Genomic DNA, 20,491 nt, shown 5'->3' on the forward strand with positions numbered 1-20,491 from the left:
TGCGATGACAGGTCGCACTGCCCGGAACCTTGATCCGGCGAAACGCTGGACTCATGAACATCGGGGAGAAAACCATCGCGGAGGCCGGCCGCGGCAGCGTCAGGAGCGCCGACTCGGGCGCGAGTGTGATCGAGGTCACCGAACTCCGCAGGCGCTACGGCGCGGCCGGGCGGCGTGCGGAAAAGGAGGGGAAGCAGGGCGGGCGCGGCGGGCGGATCCGGTCCGGCGCGCGGGAGAGTTATGAGGCCGTGAGCGGAATCGACTTCACCGTCGACCGAGGCGAGCTGTTCGCGCTCCTGGGGACGAATGGGGCGGGCAAGACCTCCACCCTCGAACTGCTGGAGGGCCTGGCCGCGCCCACCTCCGGACGGGTCCGGGTCCTCGGCCATGACCCGTTCCGTGAGCGGGGCAAGGTGCGGCCCCGGATCGGCGTCATGCTGCAGGAGGGCGGCTTCCCCTCCGAGCTGACGCCCGCGGAAACCCTGCGGATGTGGGCCGGGTGCACCAGCGGGGCGCGCCAGATCGCGGAAGTCCTCGGCACCGTGGGGCTGGACCGGCGCAGGGACGTCCGGGTCAAGCAGCTGTCCGGGGGCGAGCGCCGTCGGCTGGATCTCGCACTCGCGCTGCTGGGGAGGCCCGAGGTGCTGTTCCTGGACGAGCCGACGACGGGGCTGGACACCGAAGCGCGCCATGCCACCTGGGAATTGGTCCGCGAGCTGCGGGACTCCGGGACCACGGTCGTGCTGACCACCCACTATCTCGAAGAAGCCGAGGAATTGGCGGACCGGCTGGCGATCTTGCACGACGGGCGGATAGCGGCAGCGGGACATGTCGCGGAGGTCGTGGCCGCGCATCCCGCGCACCTCTCCTTCGAGCTGCCCGACGGATTCCATCTCGGCGATCTGCCACCGCTGGGGGAACTGGGCGTCATCGGCCATGAGACGGCCGGGCGCACGGTCCGGCTGCGGACGGACGAACTGCAGCGGGCCGCGACCGGAGTGCTGGTCTGGGCGCAGGAGAAGGGGATAACGCTGCGCGGACTGGACGTCAGATCTGCGTCGCTGGAAGAGGCATTTCTGCACATCGCAAAGGGGCTGGAGAACACATGAGTCCACGTACGAGCGCAGCCGTCAGCCATGAGCGGGCGAATATTCCCGCGGAAACCCGCACCGCCGGACGTCTACTCTCCCTGGGTCAGGCCGAGTTGACGCTTCTCGGCCGTAACAAGACCGTGCTGTACACGTCGCTGATCATCCCGATTGCCATGGCGTTCGCCATGAAACAGGCGGTCGGTTCGATGAACCTGGCCGGCACGGGGCTGTCGCTCGAAACGGTGCTGTTGCCCGCCACTCTCGGATACGTTCTGCTCTTTGCCGTCTACTCCAGCCTCACCGGCGCCTATGTCGCCCGGCGCGAGGAGCTGGTGCTCAAGCGCCTGCGCACCGGTGAACTGCGGGATCTGGAAATACTGGCGGGCACCGCGCTTCCCTCGGTACTGCTGGGCCTGGCGCAGTGCGCGCTCCTCGTCGTCCTCGGCAGTCCGGCGCTGGGCACCGGCCTGCCCGGCGCGCCGCACCTCCTGATTGCCGGAGTGGTGCTGGGCATGGTCGCGGTCGTCGGGGCCGCAGCGGCGTCCTCGGCCTTCGCGAAGTCGACCGAGGCCGCACAGCTGACCGTGCTGCCCTTCATGATGCTGTCGATGGCGGGCTCGGGGATGCTGGTCCCCTTGGACGTCCTTCCGGAGCATGTCGCCGGGTTCCTCGAATTCCTGCCGCTGTCACCGACGATGGAGCTGATACGGGCCGGCTGGACCGGCGGCGGGGATGTCCAGGAGACGCTGGGGCAGCTGGTCATCGGCTTGGCCTGGGCCGGGCTCGCGCTGTTTGCTGTGCAGCGGTGGTTCCGCTGGGAGCCGCGGCGCTAGCGACGCAAGGTGACCGGGACGACGGGGGGCAGCGGCGCATGATCGGACGGCTGCAGGCGATGTGGCGACGGCGGAGCCAGGTGGGCATGGTCGAGGCGTACTTCCGCTGGACTCTGTACGCCCTGCCCTGGCTTCCCGTGTTCGGCGGGGTGATGCCCGTCATGGGCAAGCCGGCGGGCGGCCCGTTGCCGGCCACCTTGGCCGCTGTCGCCACCGGACTGAATATGGTTCAGTGCGTGCTGGCCGTCCCGCTGTTGAACCGGGCTCTGAACCGCTATCTGAGGCTGGGGGCGACGCCGCGCGGCCTGCTGCTCGTCTCGGGTGTGCTGACGCTCGCCGCCGAAATCGCGCTGTTCACACTGATCGCGGTCAACGGGATCGCCGACAGGGAAAGCCTAGGCACCATGTCCCTGGCGGCCGGCGCCAGCCTCACACCGTTCTTCATGGCGCACTGCCTGGTGGTCTCCAAGCGGAGATTCCTTGCGACGCTGACCGGCGCCGCGATGGGACTCACCCTGCTGCTCGCCCTGTTCACGGGCCTCTGGCTGGGCTCGCTGGCCCTGGCGTGTCTGCTGGTCCTCGCCGGCGTGTGGAGCCTGGCGATAGCGCGGCCCACGGGCTGGCTGCTCGGTGTGGTCCGGAAGCTGGATGCGGCGCGCAGTACCGAGAGCCGGCTCGCGGTCGCCGAGGAGCGGCTGCGGTTCGGCCGGGATCTGCACGATGTCATGGGGCGGAACCTTGCGGTGATCGCGCTGAAGAGCGAGCTGGCGGTCCAGCTGGCCCGGCGGGAGCGGCCGGAGGCAGTGGAGCAGATGGTGGAGGTGCAGCGGATCGCCCAGGAGTCCCAGCGGGAGGTACGGGAGGTGGTGCGCGGTTACCGGAAGGCCGATCTGCAGGCGGAGTTGGCCGGGGCCCGCTCCATCCTGCGGGCGGCCGGGGTGGACTGCCGTATCGACGGCGGGGAGGGGACGCGGCTGCCGCCGGAGGTGGAGTCGGCGCTCGGCTGGGTCGTAAGGGAAGGCACCACGAACGTCCTGCGGCATGCCGCCGAGGTGCGGCACTGTGCGCTGCGGACCCGGATCGATCCGCACCGCTCGGTGCTCGTGATGACCATGGAGAACGACGGTGTCATCCACCAGCCGGGCACGACCGGGGCCGGCTCGCTGCCCGGCAACGGCCTCAAGGGGCTGCGGGAACGACTGCACCCCTTGGGCGGCACCCTGACGTCGGGTCCGGTCCTGAAGAGTTCCTACCGTCTGACGGTCGAGCTGCCGGTGGGAGCGGTGGCGGGGTAGGAGCCCCCGGGGGGACGGCACGGTGCGGGGATTCGTGGTGAGCGGAGAGATGGGGTGACGGGTGAGCGACGGGGTGCGTGGCGAGGTGATCCGGGTGTTGCTCGCGGATGACGAGCATCTGATCCGTGGGGCGCTGGCGGCGCTGTTGTCGCTGGAGGACGATCTGCTGGTGGTGGCCGAGGCGGCGTCGGGGCCGGAGGCGCGGGCGATGGCCCGGGCACACGGGCCGGATGTGGCGGTGCTGGATCTGCAGATGCCGGGGGCGGACGGTGTGGCGGTGGCCACATCCTTGCGGGGTGAGGTGCCGGGGTGCCGCTCCATGATCGTGACGAGTCATGGGCGGCCGGGGCATCTGAAGCGGGCGCTGGCGGCCGGGGTGCGGGGGTTTGTGCCGAAGACGGTGTCGGCGCAGCGGCTGGCGGAGATCATACGCACGGTCCATGCCGGAAACCGCTACGTGGACCCGGAGTTGGCGGCGGATGCGATCAGTGCCGGGGAGTCGCCGCTGTCGGTCCGGGAGGCGGAGGTGCTGGAATGCGCCGAGGACGGGGCGCCGGTCGCGGAGATCGCGGAGCGCGCGTCGCTGTCGCCGGGCACGGTACGGAACTACCTCTCGTCGGCGACCGCGAAGCTGGGCGCGGAGAACCGTCACGCCGCGGCGCGCCTCGCCCGCGAGCGAGGTTGGCTATAGTGGTGCCCGCACCGCGCGGCGGCGACTGATCCCAGGAGCCTTGCACGGAGCATGCGGACGTAGCTCAGTTGGTAGAGCGCAACCTTGCCAAGGTTGAGGTCGCGAGTTCGAACCTCGTCGTCCGCTCAGAAGGAGAAGGCCCCGTCCGGCAGCGATGCCGGACGGGGCCTTCTCGTATGCCCGGGTGCGGTGGCTGCGGGCCGGGTGCGGCCGGCTGCCGGTTCTCCGGCCCGGGTGCGGACCCGGGCCGGAGGGGGCTCTCATGACCAGCTGAGACCCGTGAGGCGCTCGTAGGCCTCGACGTACTTGGCGCGGGTGCTCTCGACGATCTCGTGCGGGAGGGCGGGCGGCGGCAGCTCGCCCGTACGGTCCCAGGCCGCGGCGGGGGAGGTCAGCCAGTCGCGGACGAACTGCTTGTCGAAGGACGGCTGGGCGCGGCCCGGCTGCCACAGGTCGGCGGGCCAGAAGCGCGAGGAGTCGGGCGTCAGGACCTCGTCGGCCAGGGTCAGCTGCTCACCGTCGAAGCCGAACTCGAACTTGGTGTCCGCCAGGATGACGCCGCGCTCACGGGCGATATCGCGCGCCCGGCCGTAGACGGCGAGGGTCGTCTGCCGCAGCTGGGCGGCCACATCGGCACCGACCTCGTGGACGACCTCCTCGTAGGAGACGTTCTCGTCGTGGTCGCCGACGGCGGCCTTGGTGGCCGGGGTGAAGATCGGCGCGGGGAGTTCGGAGCCGTCGACGAGGCCTTCGGGGAGGGCCAGCCCGCAGACCGTACGTGTCTGCCGGTATTCGGCGAGGCCGGAGCCGGTGAGGTAGCCGCGGGCCACACACTCGACGGGGACCATCCGCAGCGACTTGCAGACCAGGGTGCGGCCCTCCCAGTCGGCGGGAGCGCCGGCCGGGACGTCGGTGGAGAGGACGTGGTGGGGGGCCAGGTCGACGAGCTGCTCGAACCACCACAGGGACAGCTGGGTGAGGATGCGGCCCTTTTCGGGGATCTCGGTGGGCAGCACCCAGTCGTAGACGGAGGTGCGGTCGCTGGCGACCATGATCAGGTCGCCGGCGGCGTTCTGGTAGAGGTCGCGCACCTTGCCGGTGTGAAGGTGGGTGAGCCCGGGAACCTCCACCGGCTCAGGCTTTTCTACAAAACCGGGCACGCTTCCTCCGCGTAGGTTGATCCAGGAGTCATACCGATTCTCCCTTACGCGGGCCGGAGGTGACGGACGGGGGCCGGGTACGCCGTGGAGGCGGGCGTCAGACGGTGGGGCGGGTGCCCCGGCGGGCGATCAGCGCGAGGGTGGCTGCGGCCGGGACGACCGCCGCGAGCAGCACCGTGGCCGGGGCGAACGGGCCGGTGAGCAGCGTGATCGCGTACGGGGTGCAGAAGCCCAGGTAGCACAGGGCCCAGAAGCGGGCGGTGAAGCGGGCCAGCCGGTCCGGGGGCGCAAGGGCGGCGACCTCGGTGAGGCCGTACGCCACACACAGTCCGTATCCCGCGCCGAGTACGGCGGCGGCGAGCAGCGCGGCATCGGGCCGTATGCGGGCGACGGCGAAGGCGGCGAGGAGCAGGCCGAGGATGACGGCGGCCAGACCGGCGACGGCGGTGGCGATGCGGTGCCGGGCGGCGAGGCGCCGGGCGAGGGGCGCGACGAGCAGGCCGGTGCCGGGGGTGACGACGGTGATGAGGCCGGCGTACACGGTCTGCCAGCCGGTGAGCCCGGCATCGACGAGCCCGGGGAGGGTGGCGAGGGCGATGCTCGGCGCGACGAACACCCAGGGAGCGACGGGGGCGACCAGACGGCGGAAGGCGGTGGCGGGGGCGGTGGACGGTTCCGCCGCAGGGCCGTACGGCGCGGGGGACCGTACCTCCGTCGAGTCGGCGGGCGCAGGGGCCAGCGCCGTCGCGGGCGCGGGCACGGGCGCGTCGGATGCCGGGGCCGCCGGCCGGCCGCCGGGGCGGGCCGTCTCCGGTGCGCGGGCCGCCAGGAGCGCGGCGATCACGGAGAGGACGAGGTGGGGCAGGTACGCCGTGAGCAGGGGCGCCGGGGCCCACTGGGCTGTCAGCGCCGCCACCAGCCCGCCGGTGGCGAAGCCCGCGGAGAGGAAGAGGCCCGAACGGCGGGCCGCTGCACCGCCCGTGGAGTGGGTGTCGTACGGAGGTGAGGACAGCTCCTTGATCCAGGCGCTGCCGGCGCCGAGCAGCGCACCGGCGCCGATGCCGGTCAGAAAACGGCCGGGCCACAGCAGGCCGGTGACCACCGAACCCGCCATCAGCAGTCCGGTCGCCAGCGCGGAGAGCCCGAGCGCGGCGAGGACGACGGGGCGGCGGCCACGGCGGTCGGCGGCCGGGCCGCCCAGCAGCAGGCCGGGGATCAGGCCCAGGACATAGACGCCGAAGAGGGCGGTGGTCGTCGCCGCCGTCAGACCGAGGTCGGAGTGGTAGGCACCGAGGAGAGCGGAGAACTGGTTGGCGCTCCAGCCCGAGGCGGTCATCACCCAGCCGGTGCGCAGCCAGTGGCGGTGCAGGAGCGGGTGGCGGCCGGTGGGGGGTGCCGTGGTCGTCATGGAAGGGGTTTGTACGGGCCGCGCGGGCGGTGGCGCTTCCCCCGTTCAGGAAATGTGAACGGACCCGGCGGCGGCGCGGGTCCGGAATTATCGTGGGCCGCATGGATCTGCGGCGGCTCTCCTCCTTCCTTGCCGTGGTCGAGGAGGGGCACTTCGGGCGGGCGGCGGCCCGGCTGTTTCTGTCGCCCGCAGCGGTGACCGGGCATGTGCAGCAGCTGGAGCGGGAGTTCGGCGCCGCGCTGCTGGAGCGCAGCCCCGTGGTGCCGACCGCGGCCGGGCGACGGCTGGTCTCCCACGCCCGTACGCTGCTCGCCGCCGCCAACGCCGCCATGGACGATGTGGCGGAAGCGGCCCGGGAGGCGGCGCCGAGCCGGCCGCTGCGGGTCGGCGTCATGGGGCACGGATCGGCCGAGGTGACCCCCGCCGCGGTCAGCGCCTTCCGCCGGGCGCGGCCCGAAGTCCCGTTGTCGCTGGTCCAGTTGACCTTTACCGAGCACTGCAGTGCGCTGCGGGAGGACCGGGTGGATGTGGCGTTCGTGCGGCCGGTGTTCCAGAGCGAGGGGATAGCGGTCGATGTGCTGACGACCGAGCAGCGGATCGTGGTGGTGCCGGCGGCGTCCGGGCTCGCGGCGGCGGCGCGGGAGGGGGTGCGGCTGGCCGACATCATCGACCTGCCGTATCTGCGGCTGCCTCCGCACACGCCCCGGCCCTTCACCGACTACCTCTACTTCGACGAGGGCGCACGCCGCAGTCCCGACTGCGCCCTGACCCCGCACGACTGCCTGACGAGCGTGGCGGCGGGGCGGGGCGCGGGCTCGGCGCTGAAGTCGTTCGCGCGCTACTACCCCTGGCCGGGCACGGCGTATGTGCCGGTGCTGGACGCGCCGTGGGCGCACAGCGTGCTCGCCACTCGCGCCGGGGACCCGAATCAGGAGGTGCGGATCTTCCGGGCGCTGACGGTCGCACTGGCACGGGAGTTGGGGCCGCGCGCGGCGCGCTAGCGGGCGGGCACGGCACGGCACGGCACGGCGAAACGAACGGCGGGCGCGGTCAGTCGCGTTTGCAGATGCGGTCGAGGAGGTTGGCGGTGGCGCGCTGGACGCGCTCGTCGACATGGCCGGGGCGGTCGAGAGCGGGGGACCAGGCGAAGGTGCCGGAGGAGAAGACCCAGGCGCCGCTGGGGGCGCGGTAGAGCGAGGTCTCCTGATGGCGGCGGGCGCCTTCGCTGTCGCGGTAGGGGGAGTGGGAGAGCAGGATGCGGCGGGTGTGCTCGGGGAGGCTGGTGCGCGGGAAGTAGCGGTCGGCCTCGCCGGCGACCAGGCCCGGGAGCTCATCGCCCTCGTGGGCGCCGGTGGCATCCCACAGCCAGTGCTCACCGTTGCGGACGACCATGGGGGCCGGCTCGGGGACCCGGCCGGCGTACTGGATGCCCATCAGCCGTTGTTCGGGGTTCCCCAACTCCCGCCAGAGCGCGGGGCGTCCGGGGCCCTGGCGCTTGCGGCAGTGGAGCAGGGCGTCCGGGCCCGAGGGCGACGGCGAGAGTTCGACCTGCCAGTACATGGTGTTGGCGGAGAGGAAGACGAGGGAGGTGCCGGCGTCGCGGGCGCGCTCGACCGTACGGCGCATGGGCACCGACCAGTACTCGTCATGGCCGGGGAAGACCAGGCCGCGGTAGCGGGACGGGTCGACGCGGCCGGCGTGCAGATCGCGGGCGTCGGCGTAGGCGAGGTCGTAGCCGTAGCGCTCGGCCCAGCGGATGAAGTCGTAGGCATGACCGACATGGAGGGGCAGCCCGGCGCCGGCGTAGGGGCGGTCGAAGGAGACGGTGGTGGCGGCGTCCCCTTCGCCGAGCAGGGCGCCCTCCTCGTCCCAGGCGTGATAGAGGCTGGCGCCGGTCCGGCCGTCCTCCGGGTAGAGGTTGTAGGCCTGCCAGGTGATGTCGGGCAGCAGCAGGAGGAGGTCGGCGGGCTGGTTGTCGCGGACCGTGAAGGGGATGTGCGAGCGATAGCGGCCGTCGGCGGTGGTCAGCACCGCGACATAGGCGCCGAGCTGCCAGTACGTGGGGACCTGGAGGCGCCAGGACAGCCACCAGTGGTGGCAGGAGGCCGTGCGGTCCGCCGTCAGCGGGGGCGGCTGGACGATGCCGGCCAGACGGGGGCTGTTGGCGATCTTGGAGGCGCCGGCGCCCGCGTAATGGCCGATGCGGTAGATGCCGATGTTGAACGGCTGGGGCGGATCGACCGAGACACGGAAGTCGATGGCCTCGCCGGGGGCCACCGCGCCGGGGCCGGCGAAGCCCTTGATCTGACGGTGGACGTCATCGGCGGTACGCGGGCCGTTGTGCTTGCTGGGTACGGGCACCCGCAGATCGCCCTGGGCGACGGCGGGGTCGACGTACCAGGGAATGATGCGGCCGGAGTCGAAGTAGCTCTCGCTGTCGCGCAGCCAGGGCAGCGGGCCCTGCCCGAACGGGTCCGTGACCGCGTGGGCGAGCGCGCCCGACTCCCAGCGCCTGATCTGATCCGTGGCCACCTTCCACTCCCCTCCCGCATCCCCCATCGGCCGCGGCCGATCGAGCCGGTGCTGCGTCCGGCCGGGCGAACCCGGCCGGCCATCCCCCAGCACATCACATTACGCACTCACTTCGTCACCCTTCGTCGTGAATTTAGAGGGCACCGCCCCCGAAATGCGAACTGGAAGGGAACATTCAGCCGGTGGTGCGGGAGGCCGGGGACGAGGAGCCCGGCTCCCGCCCGGCGGATAAGTACGGCTTTCCGGTCATACCAGCCGGACCGGCTTCTCGGGGCGTACGCCGACCGTCGTCAGCCAGCCGCGGAGCGGTTCCGCATCGCCGTCGTCGACCAGGCTGAGCACCGGACGGCCGAGGTCGGCGCGGCGGGCGCCGTCGACCAGCAGCGCCGGACCGTCGAGCCAGTCCAGGCCGGGGGCGGCGCCGGCGGTGTCGACGGCGGCGCAGCAGACCATGGCGGTGACGTGGTCGGCCAGGAGTTCGCGGCCCGTACGGGGCGGCTGCAGCGGGAACAGCGGGAGGCCGCCCTCGGAGACCATGCCGTCGCCCCAGGCCACGCCGATGGTGGCGTCCTGCGCCGAGCTGCCGCGGGCGACCTGGCGGGCCGCTTCCTCGCGTTCCTCGCGCTCGACCTCCGCGCCCAGCCGGGCGGCGACCAGATCGCCCGCCTGCTCGCCCTGGGCGAGCCGGTCGATGACGCGGGCCAGCGTCGGGCCCGGGGCCGGGACGGCCGGCCGGTCGTCGCGCCGGCCGGCGGACGGCGGGCCGCCGGCGGGGCGGTCCGCCGGGTGGCGACCTGCGGGCGTACGGGTGGCGGAGCGGGCGTACGAGAGGGGCGGGGCGGAGGCCGGGTCCGGGGCCGCCGGCGTGGGCGGGGCCGCAGGGAGCGCGGTCGCCGGGAGGTTGTCGAGGACGCGGTGGAGACGGGCGGCCTCCAGCCGCCACTTCCGGTCCACGACCTCTTCCGGGTACTGGCTCCAGCCGACCGGCGACCAGTCGGGTCCGGGCTCGGCCGGACCGCCGTGGAAGAGCCGGGCGGCCAGCAGGGAGGCGGCGCGGTCGATGGCGCCCGGCTCCTCCAGGAGGTCGCAGGCGGGGCGCTCGCCGAGACGGGAGGCGAAGCCGTTGGCGAGGCGGTCGCGGCGGGAGAGTTCGGTGAGCGCGGAGACCACACCGGCGTCCAGCCGGGAGGGCCAGCGGCCCATCCGCCAGGCGGGCAGCGCGACCCGGGTCAGCAGCCGGTCCCAGCCCGCGTAGGCGAGGCCGACCTGCTCCTGGGCGACGATCCGCAGGCCGTAGTCGACGTTCTGCGCGCGCTCGGAGGCGGCAGCCGCGACGGCACGTTCCATGATCGTGGCGTGTTCGCGGCCGGCGCGCAGCAGCAGTCGCGCCACCCTGCCGACGAAACGGAGCGGGAGTGCGCGCAGCGGGCCCCGGGCGCGGGCCGATACGGCAACGGCGGCGTCCAGGCCGCGGATGAAGCGGCGCGCGGCGGCTATATCGGGGTGGGCGGACGGGCCGGTGCCGGCGACGACCGGGGCCAGCAGGGCGCGCAGTTCGGCGACCCGCATCCACCACAGGAACGGTGAGCCGATGACCAGGACGGGCGCCTCGGGGACCCGGCGTCCTTCACCGGTCGCCGCTTTCCCGCCGCGCGGCGGGCCGTGGGCGCGGTGGGTACGGTCCTCCAGCCAGCTGTCGCAGTCCGGCGTGAGCGCTATGGCCGAGGGCGCCGGGACCTCCAGCCGGTCGGCGAGATCGCGGACGAGACGGTAGAGGTCGGGGGCCGACTTCTCGGAGATCGGCACGGACGGGCTGAGCGCGGGTCTGGCGCGCGCGACGACGGCGGTGACCAGCGCGGCCAGCAGAAGGCTGAGCGCCGCGAGGCCGCCGGCGATCCAGCGGGCGAGATCCCAGCCGGTGCCCGCGCCGAGATGGCCGGTCGCCCGGCCGGCGAACAGCACCACGGCCACGGCCGCCGGCAGCAGTGCAACGGCCAGCGCCGTGCTGCGGATCCGCAGCACGGCAAGGGCGCGGGCACGCGCCGCCAGGACGCCTGTTTCCGGACTTGCCACGAGCCTGTACACCCCCTGCTGTCCTGAAGGAGCCGGACGGAGAGAACACGGGACGGACGTACGAGAATTGCGCGGTGAGTGGAGCGCTCGCACTCCACCACCACTGTGGCACCGGCCACTGACATCGCAATGCCGGTGAGCCACTTGCCGGACGTCGCCGTGGCAACCGGGCCGGATTCCGGCCCGGCGACCACAGGACGCTTGCGCGGCACCCTAGTTGGGGGTGTGGGCCTCGTCAGCCGTATACCTGGTGCGGTCACTCGATGGAATGGCTTTGGGGAAAGCCGGGAACCGGTGCCGGGCGGGTGTGGGCCATGGGCACTTCGGCCGGGTCTGCACCTATAGGACTGGGGCATATGTCACGGTATGCGGCACATGCCCCAGCAGAGATGTCACAGACCGCAGCGGGCGCGCCGAGCACGTCCGCGCGCCCCGCACGTGTCGAGCCCCGCCCGGCGGACCACCCCCGGACGGGTCTCAGGAGACGCCCTAGGCGCCCTGCGCCTCCGCCGCCTCGTCCGCGACCTTGGCGGCGATGTCCGTGCGGTGCTGCGAGCCGTCCAGGGAGATCCGGCCGACGGCGCGGTAGGCGCGCTGCCGGGCGGTGGTGAGGTCGGAGCCGGTGGCGGTGACGGACAGCACCCGGCCGCCCGCGCTGAGCACCGCGCCGGAGTCGTCGCGCCGGGTGCCGGCGTGCAGGACGTACGCCTTGGGGCCGTCCTGCTCCGCGACGTCGGCGAGGCCGTCGATCGGGTCGCCGGTCCGCGGGGTGTCCGGGTAGTTGTGGGAGGCGATGACGACGGTGACCGCCGCGCCGTCACTCCAGCGCAGCGGCGGGAGGGTGGCGAGGGTTCCGGTGGCCGCGGCGTGCAGCAGACCGGCGAGCGGGGTCCTGAGGCGGGCGAGGACGACCTGGGTCTCCGGGTCGCCGAAGCGCGCGTTGAACTCGATCACGCGCACCCCGCGGGAGGTGATCGCCAGGCCCGCGTAGAGCAGCCCGGAGAAGGGGGTGCCGCGGCGGCGCAGCTCGTCGACGGTGGGCTGCAGGACGGTGGCCATGACCTCGTCGACCAGCTTGGGGTCGGCCCAGGGCAGCGGGCTGTAGGCACCCATGCCGCCGGTGTTGGGGCCCTGGTCGCCGTCGTAGGCACGCTTGAAGTCCTGGGCGGGCTGCAGCGGGACGACGGTCTCGCCGTCGGTGACCGCGAAGAGGGAAACCTCGGGTCCGTCGAGGAACTCCTCGATGACCACCCGGTCGCAGGCCAGGGCGTGCGCACGGGCCGCCTCGACGTCCTCGGTGACCACGACGCCCTTGCCGGCCGCCAGACCGTCGTCCTTGACGACGTAGGGAGCGCCGAAGGCGTCGAGGGCCACTTCGACCTCGGCCGGGGTGGTGCAGACGTAGCTGCGGGCGGTGGGGACGGCCGCGGTGGCCATCACGTCCTTGGCGAAGGCCTTGGAGCCCTCCAGCTGGGCGGCCTGGGCCGAGGGGCCGAAGACCGGGATGCCGCGGTCGCGCACGGCGTCCGCGACGCCCGCGACCAAGGGGGCCTCGGGACCGACGATGACCAGGTCGGCCTGCAGACCGGCGGCGAGTTCGGCGACGGCCGCGCCGTCGAGGGCGTTGACCCCGTGCAATTCGGCCACCTCGGCGATGCCGGCGTTGCCGGGAGCGCAGTGCAGCGCGGTGACGTCGGGGTCGAGGGACAGAGAGCGGCACAGGGCGTGTTCGCGGGCGCCGCCGCCGATGACGAGGACCTTCACGGTGGCAGCCTAGACGAGAGCCCGGGGCGGCCGGACGTCGGCCGGGCCCGGGCGACGAACGGACCCGGTGCGGCTGGAAACCGTGCGTCGCCGCGGTGGCAACTCTTTCGGGTGAGATACCCCGTGGCCTTATATCCGATCCCGCACCACTTCCGGGCGGAAAGCGCGTGATCGTGGGGCCGACGCCAGCCGTTCGGCGGTAGGAAGGGGGCTGTGCGCAACGGCCGTCTCGTACGTCACGCATGCACCGCAGGTATCCGTGGAGAGCTATAGAGAGGGAGTGCACGGGTGAGTCATCCGGAGAGGCAGCCCGAGGGGCCCCCTCGGGAGGGCGGCAGCCCCATTCGGGAGAGCGGCAGCCGGGAGCGCGGCCGGAGGGATCTTGCGGGGCGGGTCTTTCCGCTCGGCGACTGGGGGGAACCGGCCGACCGTCTGGACGCGCTCTATCTCTGGACCGAGGAGGGCGCGCTGCGCAGCGCCGACTGGTATCTGCGCGGCCGGCTGGCCAAGCGCCGCGGCGCGCGGGCGCTACGGCTGGGGGCCGCCGGCGGAGTGACGGTGGGCGGGGCGCTCCCGCTGCTGGATCTGGCCGGGATCTGGGAGGGCGGGGCCCCCTGGGGCTGTCTGTCGCTGCTGCTGGCGGCGGTGTGTGTGGGCTGCGACCGGTATTTCGGAGTGACCGTCGGCTGGATGCGGGACCTGGCGACCGCCCAGGCGATTCACCGGCGGCTGGAGGCGCTGCAGTTCGACTGGGCGGTGGAGAGCGTGCGCGAGGTGCTCGGGCCGGCCGAGGGCACGGCGGGTGAGGCGGCGGAGCGCTGTCTGGGCGTGCTGCGGCGGTTCAACGAGGATCTCGGGGAGCTTGTGCGGGCCGAGACGGCCGACTGGATGGCGGAGTTCCGGGCCGGTCCGGTGCCGCAGGCCACCCAGTCGATCGTGCCGTGGGCGGCGGCACGGCAGGAGGGTGCGGGGCAGCCGGCGCGGTTCCCGCTGCCGCCGCCCGGTACGCGCCCGAACATGCCGCGGCAGCGGCCGCCGGAATCACCGCGCTGACCGCCGGCCGCCGGAGCCGCCACCCCGGAAGCGCGCCCTCACCGGCACGGCGGGGCGGAACGGCCGGACTGCACCGGTACGGCAGGGCAGGAGTCGCCGGGATGCACCGGACCGGTACGGGCAGGAGCGGCCAGGGGCGTGCTCCCCTGCCGCTTCCGCCCGTACGGGCCCGGTATCAGCTGAAGACGATCATGGAGCCCTGGCCCAGGCTCCGGGTGGCGGCGGCGTGCAGGCCGAGCCATACGTGCCGCTCCCGGGCGAACGGGCTGTCGTCCAGGGGTACCGCGCCCGCCCGCTCCTCCAGAGAGGTGGGGCCGGCCGGCGGTGCGGGGGCGGCCGGCGGATTGGCCGGATCGATACCGAGGGATGGCGCAACCAGTTCGAGGTCGCGCAGCAGGCCGTGCGAGGAGCCCAGCGGGCCGCCGCCCTCCAGCAATTCGTCGTTGGCGAGCGGGTGCGGGAAGTCGACCGGGACGTAGGCGCCCGCATGGTCGTAGTGCCACACCAGATGGGACTGCTGCGCGGTGGCCTCGAACATCTCCAGCAACTGCTCGTAATCACCACCCAGTTCGTCGACCGGTGTCACCTCCAGGCCGCACAGCCGCAGCAGGTAGGCGCGGCGCAGGAAGTGCAGGGCGTCGTAGTCGAAGCCGGCGACCGGGGCGACGTCACCGGACAGGCCGGGCATGTAGCTGAAGACCGGGACCGGTGGCAGGCCCGCTTCCGTCAGGGCCTTGTCGTAGGCGGCGATCTCTTCGGAGAACGGGTTGTCGGGGCTGTGGCACAGCACATCGACGAGGGGTACCAGCCACAGGTCACATGCCACGAGTGAGGGCTCGCTTCCGGTCGGGAACAGGGACGCCGGCGCACGTACAGCTACGGGTACGGCCCATTACGGCCGATGGTCGGGACAGCGTAGTGCTAGCCGCGCGTTCCGACGAGAGCGAGGGAGTGCTCGTTGTACTCGGCGATCAGCCGCTGGGCCGCGGGCAGGTCGTGCTGGAGCAGTGCCTCGGCCAACGCGCTGTGGCCCTGCCACAGATGCCCCCGGAGGTCGGCCTCGCGGCGCAGCAGCGGCACCGCGAACATCCAGGTCTGGACGCGGATCCGGTCCAGGAAGTCACTGATGTAGACGTTGTTCACCATGCTGCTCAGCTCGCGCCAGAACCGCAGGTCGTAGCCGATCAGGACGTCCAGGTCGCCGCCCCGCGCGGCCCGTTCGGCCTCGTCGGCGCGGCGCCGGATGGAGATCAGCACCTCGGCGGGGGTGTCCCGCAGCGCCCGGTCGGCGCCGCTGCGGAAGATGCCCTCGATGACCAGGGTCCGGGCCTCGACCATGGCGCGGAAGTCGTCGGCGGTGAAGGCGTGCACCTTGAAGCCGCGGTGCTGCTCGACATCGAGCAGGCCCTGCGCGCACAGATCGAGCAGCGCCTCGCGCACCGGGGTGGCGGAGACGCCGTACTGCTCGGCGATCTCCTTGACGGTGAAGGGGTGGCCGGACGGCAGCCGGCCGGCCAGGACCTCGTCGCGCAACGCGTCGGCGATCTGCTGGCGCAGGGTGCTGCGTCGTATGACTGAGCTGTCTCCGACGGCGGCCATCGTTGCGTCTCCTTCGACGTCCCTGACCGCGCAGAGGGGTGCGGCCCCCGCCCACGATAGGCGAGGGCCGCACCCCGATGCCGCGCGAGGTTACCCAGGGTCCGCTGCGGACCACCGCCGTGACCTGCGATTCCGCTCCTCCGACGGCGTCCTGCGCGAGGCTCAGACGGTGTGTGCGTCGGCCGCCGTCAGGGCTTCGTCGAGGGCGGCGAGGCCCTCCTTGGCCTCGGCCTCGGTGATCGTGCAGGCCGGGACGACATGCGTCCGGTTCATGTTCACGAACGGCCACAGACCGCCGCGCTTGCAGGCCGCGGCGAATTCGGCCATCGGGGCGTTGGCGGCACCGGAGGCGTTGTAGGGGACCAGCGGCTCGCGGGTCTCCTTGTTCTTGACCAGGTCCAGCGCCCAGAAGACGCCCATCCCGCGGACCTCGCCGACGGACGGGTGCCGCTCGGCGATCTCGTGCAGCGCGGGGCCGATGACCCGCTCGCCGATCTCGGCGGCGTTCTCCACGATCCGCTCCTCGGCCATCGCGTTCATGGTGGCGACGGCGGAGGCGCAGGCCAGCGGGTGGCCGGAGTAGGTCAGCCCGCCCGGGTAGGGGCGCTGGTCGAAGGTCGCGGCGATCTCGGCGCTGATCGCGACGCCGCCCAGCGGGACATAGCCGGAGTTGACGCCCTTGGCGAAGGTCAGCAGGTCGGGGGTGACGCCGAAGTGGTCGGCGGCGAACCACTTGCCCGTACGGCCGAAGCCGGCCATGACCTCGTCGAGGATGAAGACGATGCCGTGGCGGTCGCAGATCTCCCGGACCCCGGCGAGGTAGCCGGCCGGCGGGACCATGATCCCGGCGGTGCCGGGGATGGTCTCCAGGATGATCGCCGCGATCGACTGCGGCCCCTCGAAGGCGATGGTCTGCTCCAGGTGCGCGAGGGCGCGCTCGCACTCCTGCTGCTCGTTCTCGGCGTGGAAGGCGGAGCGGTAGCGGAACGGGCCCCAGAAGTGCACGACACCGGCCGAGGCGGTGTCGGAGGGCCAGCGCCGCGGGTCACCGGTCAGATTGATCGCGGTGGCGGTGGCGCCGTGGTACGAGCGGTAGGCGGACAGCACCTTGGCGCGGCCGGTGTGCAGCCGGGCCATCCGGACCGCGTTCTCCACGGCCTCCGCGCCGCCGTTGGTGAAGAAGATCTTGTCGAGGTCGCCGGGGGTGCGCTCGGCGACCAGCCGGGCGGCCTCGGACCGTACGTCCACGGCGAATCCGGGCGCGATCGTGCACAGCTTCGCGGCCTGCTCCTGGATCGCCGCGACGACCTTCGGGTGCTGGTGGCCGATGTTGGTGTTGACCAGCTGCGAGGAGAAGTCGAGGTAGCGGTTGCCGTCGTAGTCCCAGAAGTACGAGCCCTCGGCGCCGGCGATCGCCGGCGGGTCGATCAGGCCCTGCGCGGACCAGGAGTGGAAGACGTGCGCGCGGTCGGCGGCCTTGACGGCCGCACCGGCAGCGGGGTCGGCGGCGGCGGAGGTGGAGGGCGTCGTGCTCACGGTCAGTACCTCGGATCGGGTCGCTCGGGTCCGCCGGGGGATCGGCGCGGCGAACGCGCTCAGCCTAGGGATCACGGTCCGCCGAGCGGTACCGACACTGTGTATGTCGCTCACCACGCGCACAGACAGAATGTCTACGGGCTGTAGGAAGCTCCAGGGGCCGGGCGAGGCCGGGTAAAGGGATCTCCGGGGGACGACGGCGGGCGGCGCGCGACCGGGAAGCGACGGCCGGAAAGCCCGCGGTGGCCTGGCGCCCGGGGCGCTCGCGGTCCCCGATTCCGCAACCGCCGGATCCCCCGCCGCGCCCGACGGGCGCCGTCAGACGGCCGTGGGAAAGGCCGTCCGTACCGCCCGGCGCCAGTGGTCGGCGGTCAGGTCCGGGCGCAGCGCCGACAGGCCGCCGCAGTATCGGGTGAAGGCGGCGGTGGGCACGCCGTGGCCGTGCAGCAGCCGGTCCGCCTCGGTCAGCCGGCCGGCGGTCCTGGTCTCCACGAGGACCAGTCCGCCGTCGGCGCGTACCGTGCGGCCGGACGCCAGGTCCCGGCAGAGCAGCGCCGCGTCACAGGTGATGCGCTGGCCGTCCGCGACGAGGGTGGCCCGGGTGTAGTCAGTCTCCAGGGAACGGTCCAGGTCGGTGGGGGCGACGATGCCGTAGGTGCGGTCCAGTACGGCGGCGAGGAAGCCGCGCGGGGCCGCGCCGAGGGCCGGGGCGCCCGGCAGCAGCGGCTGCCGGTGTTTGACCGTTTCGCCGCGCCGCCCCTTGAGCTTCATCTCGAACTGCCGCTCCCCGGTGTCCTCGTACAGCCGCTCGCGGATCTTGTAGCGCAGTGGCCTGCCCTGCCGGTGGTCGTGGAAGGACCGCAGGTCAGGGGTGTCGTAGTGGACGGAGCGATAGCGGAACCAGCGCCGCCCGTTGATGCACAGCGCCGCGAACGGGCCGCCCGGCCGCCGGTGGTCGGTGAGTTCGGCCGCGAAGGCGGCGAAGACCTCGACCGGGACGAGATAGCGGCGGTCGAAACGGGCGAGGAGTTCGGCCCGCGCCTGGACGTCGGCGAGCGGCACGGGGCGCGCGGCCATGGCGGCACGGGCGAGGGCTCGTACGGCGGGAATCACACGGTCTCCTTGGCAGTCGGATGGCGACGGGGGGAGGGGGACGTGCGGGACCGGGGAGCGCGCTGTTCCGTTGCTGTTCCGTGGGTGTGGTGTCGAGGTCGGTGTCGCGGTGGTCGCGGTAGGCGCGGTGGTCGTTGAGGTACGCGTACGACGTTCCTCGCCCCCGGAAAGTTCCGGGACGCGGAAACAGACATCCGGCACCGTCGCATCCCGGCCATGGTCGGGCGGGTCATGGCGGCACTGGAGGAACTCTCGGCGGCGCCGGAAGAGTTGGCCGGCGCCCCTGGCTACCGCCGGCTGCGGGGGCATGACGGGCCTGCGGCCTGCCGGGGGCCAAGGCGCCCTCGCTATCCTCACCGCGGAGGAGGGGGCGCGGGCAGCCCGTGTGCACAGGCGGCCCGCCCACTCGCCCGCGGGGCGGATTCGGGGGGAAGGGGCGGCAGATCGTGGAACGGCCAAAACATGCGGGGCGGCAGGGGCGACAGGGGCGCGCGGAAGTGCCGGCGGGGCTGACGCCGCTGGGTGCGCAGGATCCGCCGCGGATCGGGGACTACCGCCTGATCGGACGGCTCGGCGAGGGCGGCATGGGGCGGGTGTTCCTGGCCCGTTCGGACCGCGGCCGTACGGTCGCGGTCAAGCTGGTGCGTGCGGAGCTGGCCGGTGAGGAGGAATTCCGGGCGCGCTTCAGGCGGGAGGTGCGGGCCGCGCAGCAGGTCGCCGGGGAGTGGACCGCGCCCGTACTGGACGCGGACACCGAGGCCGAGACCCCCTGGCTCGCCACGGGCTATATCGCGGGGCCGTCCCTGCAGCAGGTCGTCGGCGGCAGCGGCACCCCGCTGCCCGAGCGGACGGTACGGATCCTGGCCGCCGGGCTGGCCCGTGCGCTGGGGTCGATCCATGCCGCCGGAATCATCCACCGCGACCTCAAGCCGTCCAATGTGCTGCTCAGCATCGACGGGCCGCGGGTCATCGATTTCGGCATCGCGCGGGCCCTGGAGGCGGTGTCCGGCAACGGCGTCACGCATACCGGCGGGGCCATCGGCTCGCCGGGCTTCATGTCGCCGGAGCAGGTGCGCGGCGCGCCGCTCACCCCGGCCTGCGACGTCTTCAGCCTCGGTGCCGTGCTGGCGTACGCGGCGACCGGGCGGCAGCCGTTCGGGACGGCCGACAGCGTCGCGCACGCGGTGATGTTCCGCATCGCCGAGGAGGAGCCCGATCTCTCCGCGGTGCCCGAGGGACTGCGCGGACTGATCGCCGGCGCTCTCGCCAAGCACCCCGGACAGCGGCCCACACCCGCGCGGTTGGTGGCGCAGGCGGAGGGCGGCAGCAGTGACGGGGACGGGCCGGGTGCGGACGACGAGCCATGGCTGCCGGGGGCACTGACCGCCCGGCTGGGGCGGCACGCTGTGGAACTGCTGGCGGCGGAGAACCCACAGGACCGGGACACCGCCCGGGACGGGGAGCACGGCGAGGGCGGCGCCAAGAGCCATCCGCGACGGGCGGACGCACCGTCGTCACCCACCGCCGAGGACCCTGGGCCGCCCGCTTCGCCCACCGCCGTCGTGCCCGCACCGGGCCGCACCCCGGCGACACCGCCACCGCTGCCGCGGGGCCCGGCGGCGTACCCACCCGCCGCCCTGGCATCCCACCCTGACGCAGCGTCGGCTTCCGCCTGGGCCCGTAACCCGCTGCGCCGCCGCGGTGCCGGTACCGCCCTGGTCACCGGGGCCGCGCTGGTGCTCGCCGGGGCCGGTGCGGTCGCTGTGTACGCCCTGATGAGCGCAGACGGCGGCGGCCTGCGGTCGACGGATGCCTCGGCCGACGACGCAGGCGCCACCAGGTCCCAAAGGGCGGCGGGGCCCGCCGCGAAGGCCGGGCTTCCCGCGGACTACCTGGGCACGTGGGAGACGACGCTGGGCGACTCCTCCGACGAGGTCAGGCGCTTCACCCTCGCTCAGGGCAGGGCCGGTGACATCGTGCTGACGATGACGGCGACCGGGATGACCTACCGCTGTGAGTTCGCCGCCGCCCTGGCCCACGCGGGGCCGCCGGTCCGCCTCGGCCCCTCCACCGTGGTCTCCGGGCCGACCGACAGCTGCCTTCCGGGCTCGCCGAGCACCCTGGAGATGGTGCACGGCAAGCTGCGCCGCGCCTTCGACGACGGGAAGGCGCTGTCGTACCGCAAGCTGCCGAACGGCAAGAGGAGCTGACGGCCCCGAGGAGCTGACGGCCCTGAGGGGCTGAGGGACTGACGGCCCGTTGGGAGGCGCTCGGCCGCGCTCCCCTTCCCGCGCCCCGTCGCACCCCGCGTTCCCGCCGGGCATCGATTGTTCTCCCGTCGTG

General features: G+C 73.1%; 16 protein-coding genes and 1 tRNA gene. 8 read left to right on the forward strand and 9 right to left on the reverse strand.

The window, feature by feature from the left end; genetic code table 11:
- Positions 1-53 precede the first annotated feature (53 nt).
- The 5 genes from ACGFWI_RS31185 (at position 54) to ACGFWI_RS31205 (ending at position 4,036) form a co-directional block, all read left to right on the forward strand.
- A complete protein-coding gene (locus ACGFWI_RS31185) occupies positions 54-1,109 on the forward strand; it encodes an ABC transporter ATP-binding protein (RefSeq protein WP_393909390.1) in 1,056 nt (351 codons plus the stop codon).
- Positions 1,106-1,924, forward strand: a complete 819-nt coding sequence (locus ACGFWI_RS31190) for an ABC transporter permease (protein WP_393909391.1) — start codon at positions 1,106-1,108, stop codon at positions 1,922-1,924. Before ACGFWI_RS31185 ends, ACGFWI_RS31190 begins: the two co-directional genes overlap by 4 nt.
- A 38-nt stretch (positions 1,925-1,962) precedes the next feature.
- Positions 1,963-3,219: a sensor histidine kinase gene (locus ACGFWI_RS31195; RefSeq protein ID WP_393909392.1), complete on the forward strand. Its 1,257-nt coding sequence runs from the start codon at positions 1,963-1,965 to the stop codon at positions 3,217-3,219.
- A gap of 61 nt (positions 3,220-3,280) precedes the next feature.
- Complete coding sequence (locus ACGFWI_RS31200; protein WP_393909393.1) at positions 3,281-3,910, forward strand: response regulator transcription factor; 630 nt, start codon at positions 3,281-3,283, stop codon at positions 3,908-3,910.
- 53 nt (positions 3,911-3,963) lie between these two features.
- Positions 3,964-4,036 (forward strand) — tRNA-Gly (locus ACGFWI_RS31205).
- 134 nt (positions 4,037-4,170) lie between these two features.
- Here the strand turns inward: ACGFWI_RS31205 and ACGFWI_RS31210 are convergent.
- Both ACGFWI_RS31210 and ACGFWI_RS31215 read right to left on the reverse strand, forming a co-directional pair.
- Positions 4,171-5,070, reverse strand: coding sequence for a phosphoribosylaminoimidazolesuccinocarboxamide synthase (locus tag ACGFWI_RS31210; protein ID WP_393909394.1), 900 nt, complete (start codon positions 5,068-5,070; stop codon positions 4,171-4,173).
- Positions 5,071-5,167: 97 nt separating this feature from the next.
- Positions 5,168-6,478, reverse strand: coding sequence for an MFS transporter (locus ACGFWI_RS31215; RefSeq protein ID WP_393909395.1), 1,311 nt, complete (start codon positions 6,476-6,478; stop codon positions 5,168-5,170).
- A gap of 101 nt (positions 6,479-6,579) precedes the next feature.
- Here ACGFWI_RS31215 and ACGFWI_RS31220 point away from each other — a divergent pair, with 101 nt between their 5' ends.
- Positions 6,580-7,479 carry a LysR family transcriptional regulator gene (locus tag ACGFWI_RS31220; RefSeq protein ID WP_393909396.1) on the forward strand — a complete coding sequence of 300 codons (900 nt, stop codon included), beginning with the start codon at positions 6,580-6,582 and terminating at the stop codon, positions 7,477-7,479.
- Between the two features lie 49 nt (positions 7,480-7,528).
- Here ACGFWI_RS31220 and ACGFWI_RS31225 read toward each other — a convergent pair whose 3' ends face one another.
- From ACGFWI_RS31225 to purD, 3 genes are all read right to left on the reverse strand, one after another.
- Positions 7,529-9,010 (reverse strand): N,N-dimethylformamidase beta subunit family domain-containing protein, encoded by a 1,482-nt coding sequence (locus ACGFWI_RS31225; protein ID WP_393909397.1) that lies wholly within the window; start codon positions 9,008-9,010, stop codon positions 7,529-7,531.
- A gap of 246 nt (positions 9,011-9,256) precedes the next feature.
- Entirely contained in the window at positions 9,257-11,083 is a 1,827-nt protein-coding gene (locus ACGFWI_RS31230) for a hypothetical protein (RefSeq protein WP_393909398.1), read from the reverse strand.
- A 489-nt stretch (positions 11,084-11,572) separates the two neighbouring features.
- Positions 11,573-12,847, reverse strand: coding sequence for a phosphoribosylamine--glycine ligase (gene purD / locus ACGFWI_RS31235; protein WP_393909399.1), 1,275 nt, complete (start codon positions 12,845-12,847; stop codon positions 11,573-11,575).
- A gap of 288 nt (positions 12,848-13,135) precedes the next feature.
- Between purD and ACGFWI_RS31240 the strand changes: the two genes are divergently transcribed.
- A complete protein-coding gene (locus ACGFWI_RS31240; protein ID WP_393909400.1) occupies positions 13,136-13,900 on the forward strand; it encodes an SLATT domain-containing protein in 765 nt (254 codons plus the stop codon).
- Between the two features lie 175 nt (positions 13,901-14,075).
- Here the strand turns inward: ACGFWI_RS31240 and ACGFWI_RS31245 are convergent, their stop codons facing one another.
- The 4 genes from ACGFWI_RS31245 to ACGFWI_RS31260 form a co-directional block, all read right to left on the reverse strand.
- The gene (locus ACGFWI_RS31245; protein WP_393909401.1) at positions 14,076-14,726 is read right to left on the reverse strand and encodes a hypothetical protein; all 651 of its coding nucleotides are present in this window, start codon (positions 14,724-14,726) and stop codon (positions 14,076-14,078) included.
- A gap of 95 nt (positions 14,727-14,821) precedes the next feature.
- Positions 14,822-15,499, reverse strand: a complete 678-nt coding sequence (locus ACGFWI_RS31250; protein WP_393909402.1) for a GntR family transcriptional regulator — start codon at positions 15,497-15,499, stop codon at positions 14,822-14,824.
- Positions 15,500-15,661: 162 nt separating this feature from the next.
- Positions 15,662-17,035 carry an aspartate aminotransferase family protein gene (locus tag ACGFWI_RS31255; RefSeq protein ID WP_393909403.1) on the reverse strand — a complete coding sequence of 458 codons (1,374 nt, stop codon included), beginning with the start codon at positions 17,033-17,035 and terminating at the stop codon, positions 15,662-15,664.
- Positions 17,036-17,353: 318 nt separating this feature from the next.
- Positions 17,354-18,148, reverse strand: a complete 795-nt coding sequence (locus ACGFWI_RS31260; protein WP_393909404.1) for a polyphosphate polymerase domain-containing protein — start codon at positions 18,146-18,148, stop codon at positions 17,354-17,356.
- Between the two features lie 446 nt (positions 18,149-18,594).
- Here ACGFWI_RS31260 and ACGFWI_RS31265 point away from each other — a divergent pair, with 446 nt between their 5' ends.
- Positions 18,595-20,358, forward strand: a complete 1,764-nt coding sequence (locus ACGFWI_RS31265; protein WP_393909405.1) for a serine/threonine-protein kinase — start codon at positions 18,595-18,597, stop codon at positions 20,356-20,358.
- The last annotated feature ends 133 nt before the right edge of the window (positions 20,359-20,491 follow it).

The organism is Streptomyces sp. NPDC048434 (genome assembly GCF_043200375.1).
Lineage (GTDB): Bacteria > Actinomycetota > Actinomycetes > Streptomycetales > Streptomycetaceae > Streptomyces.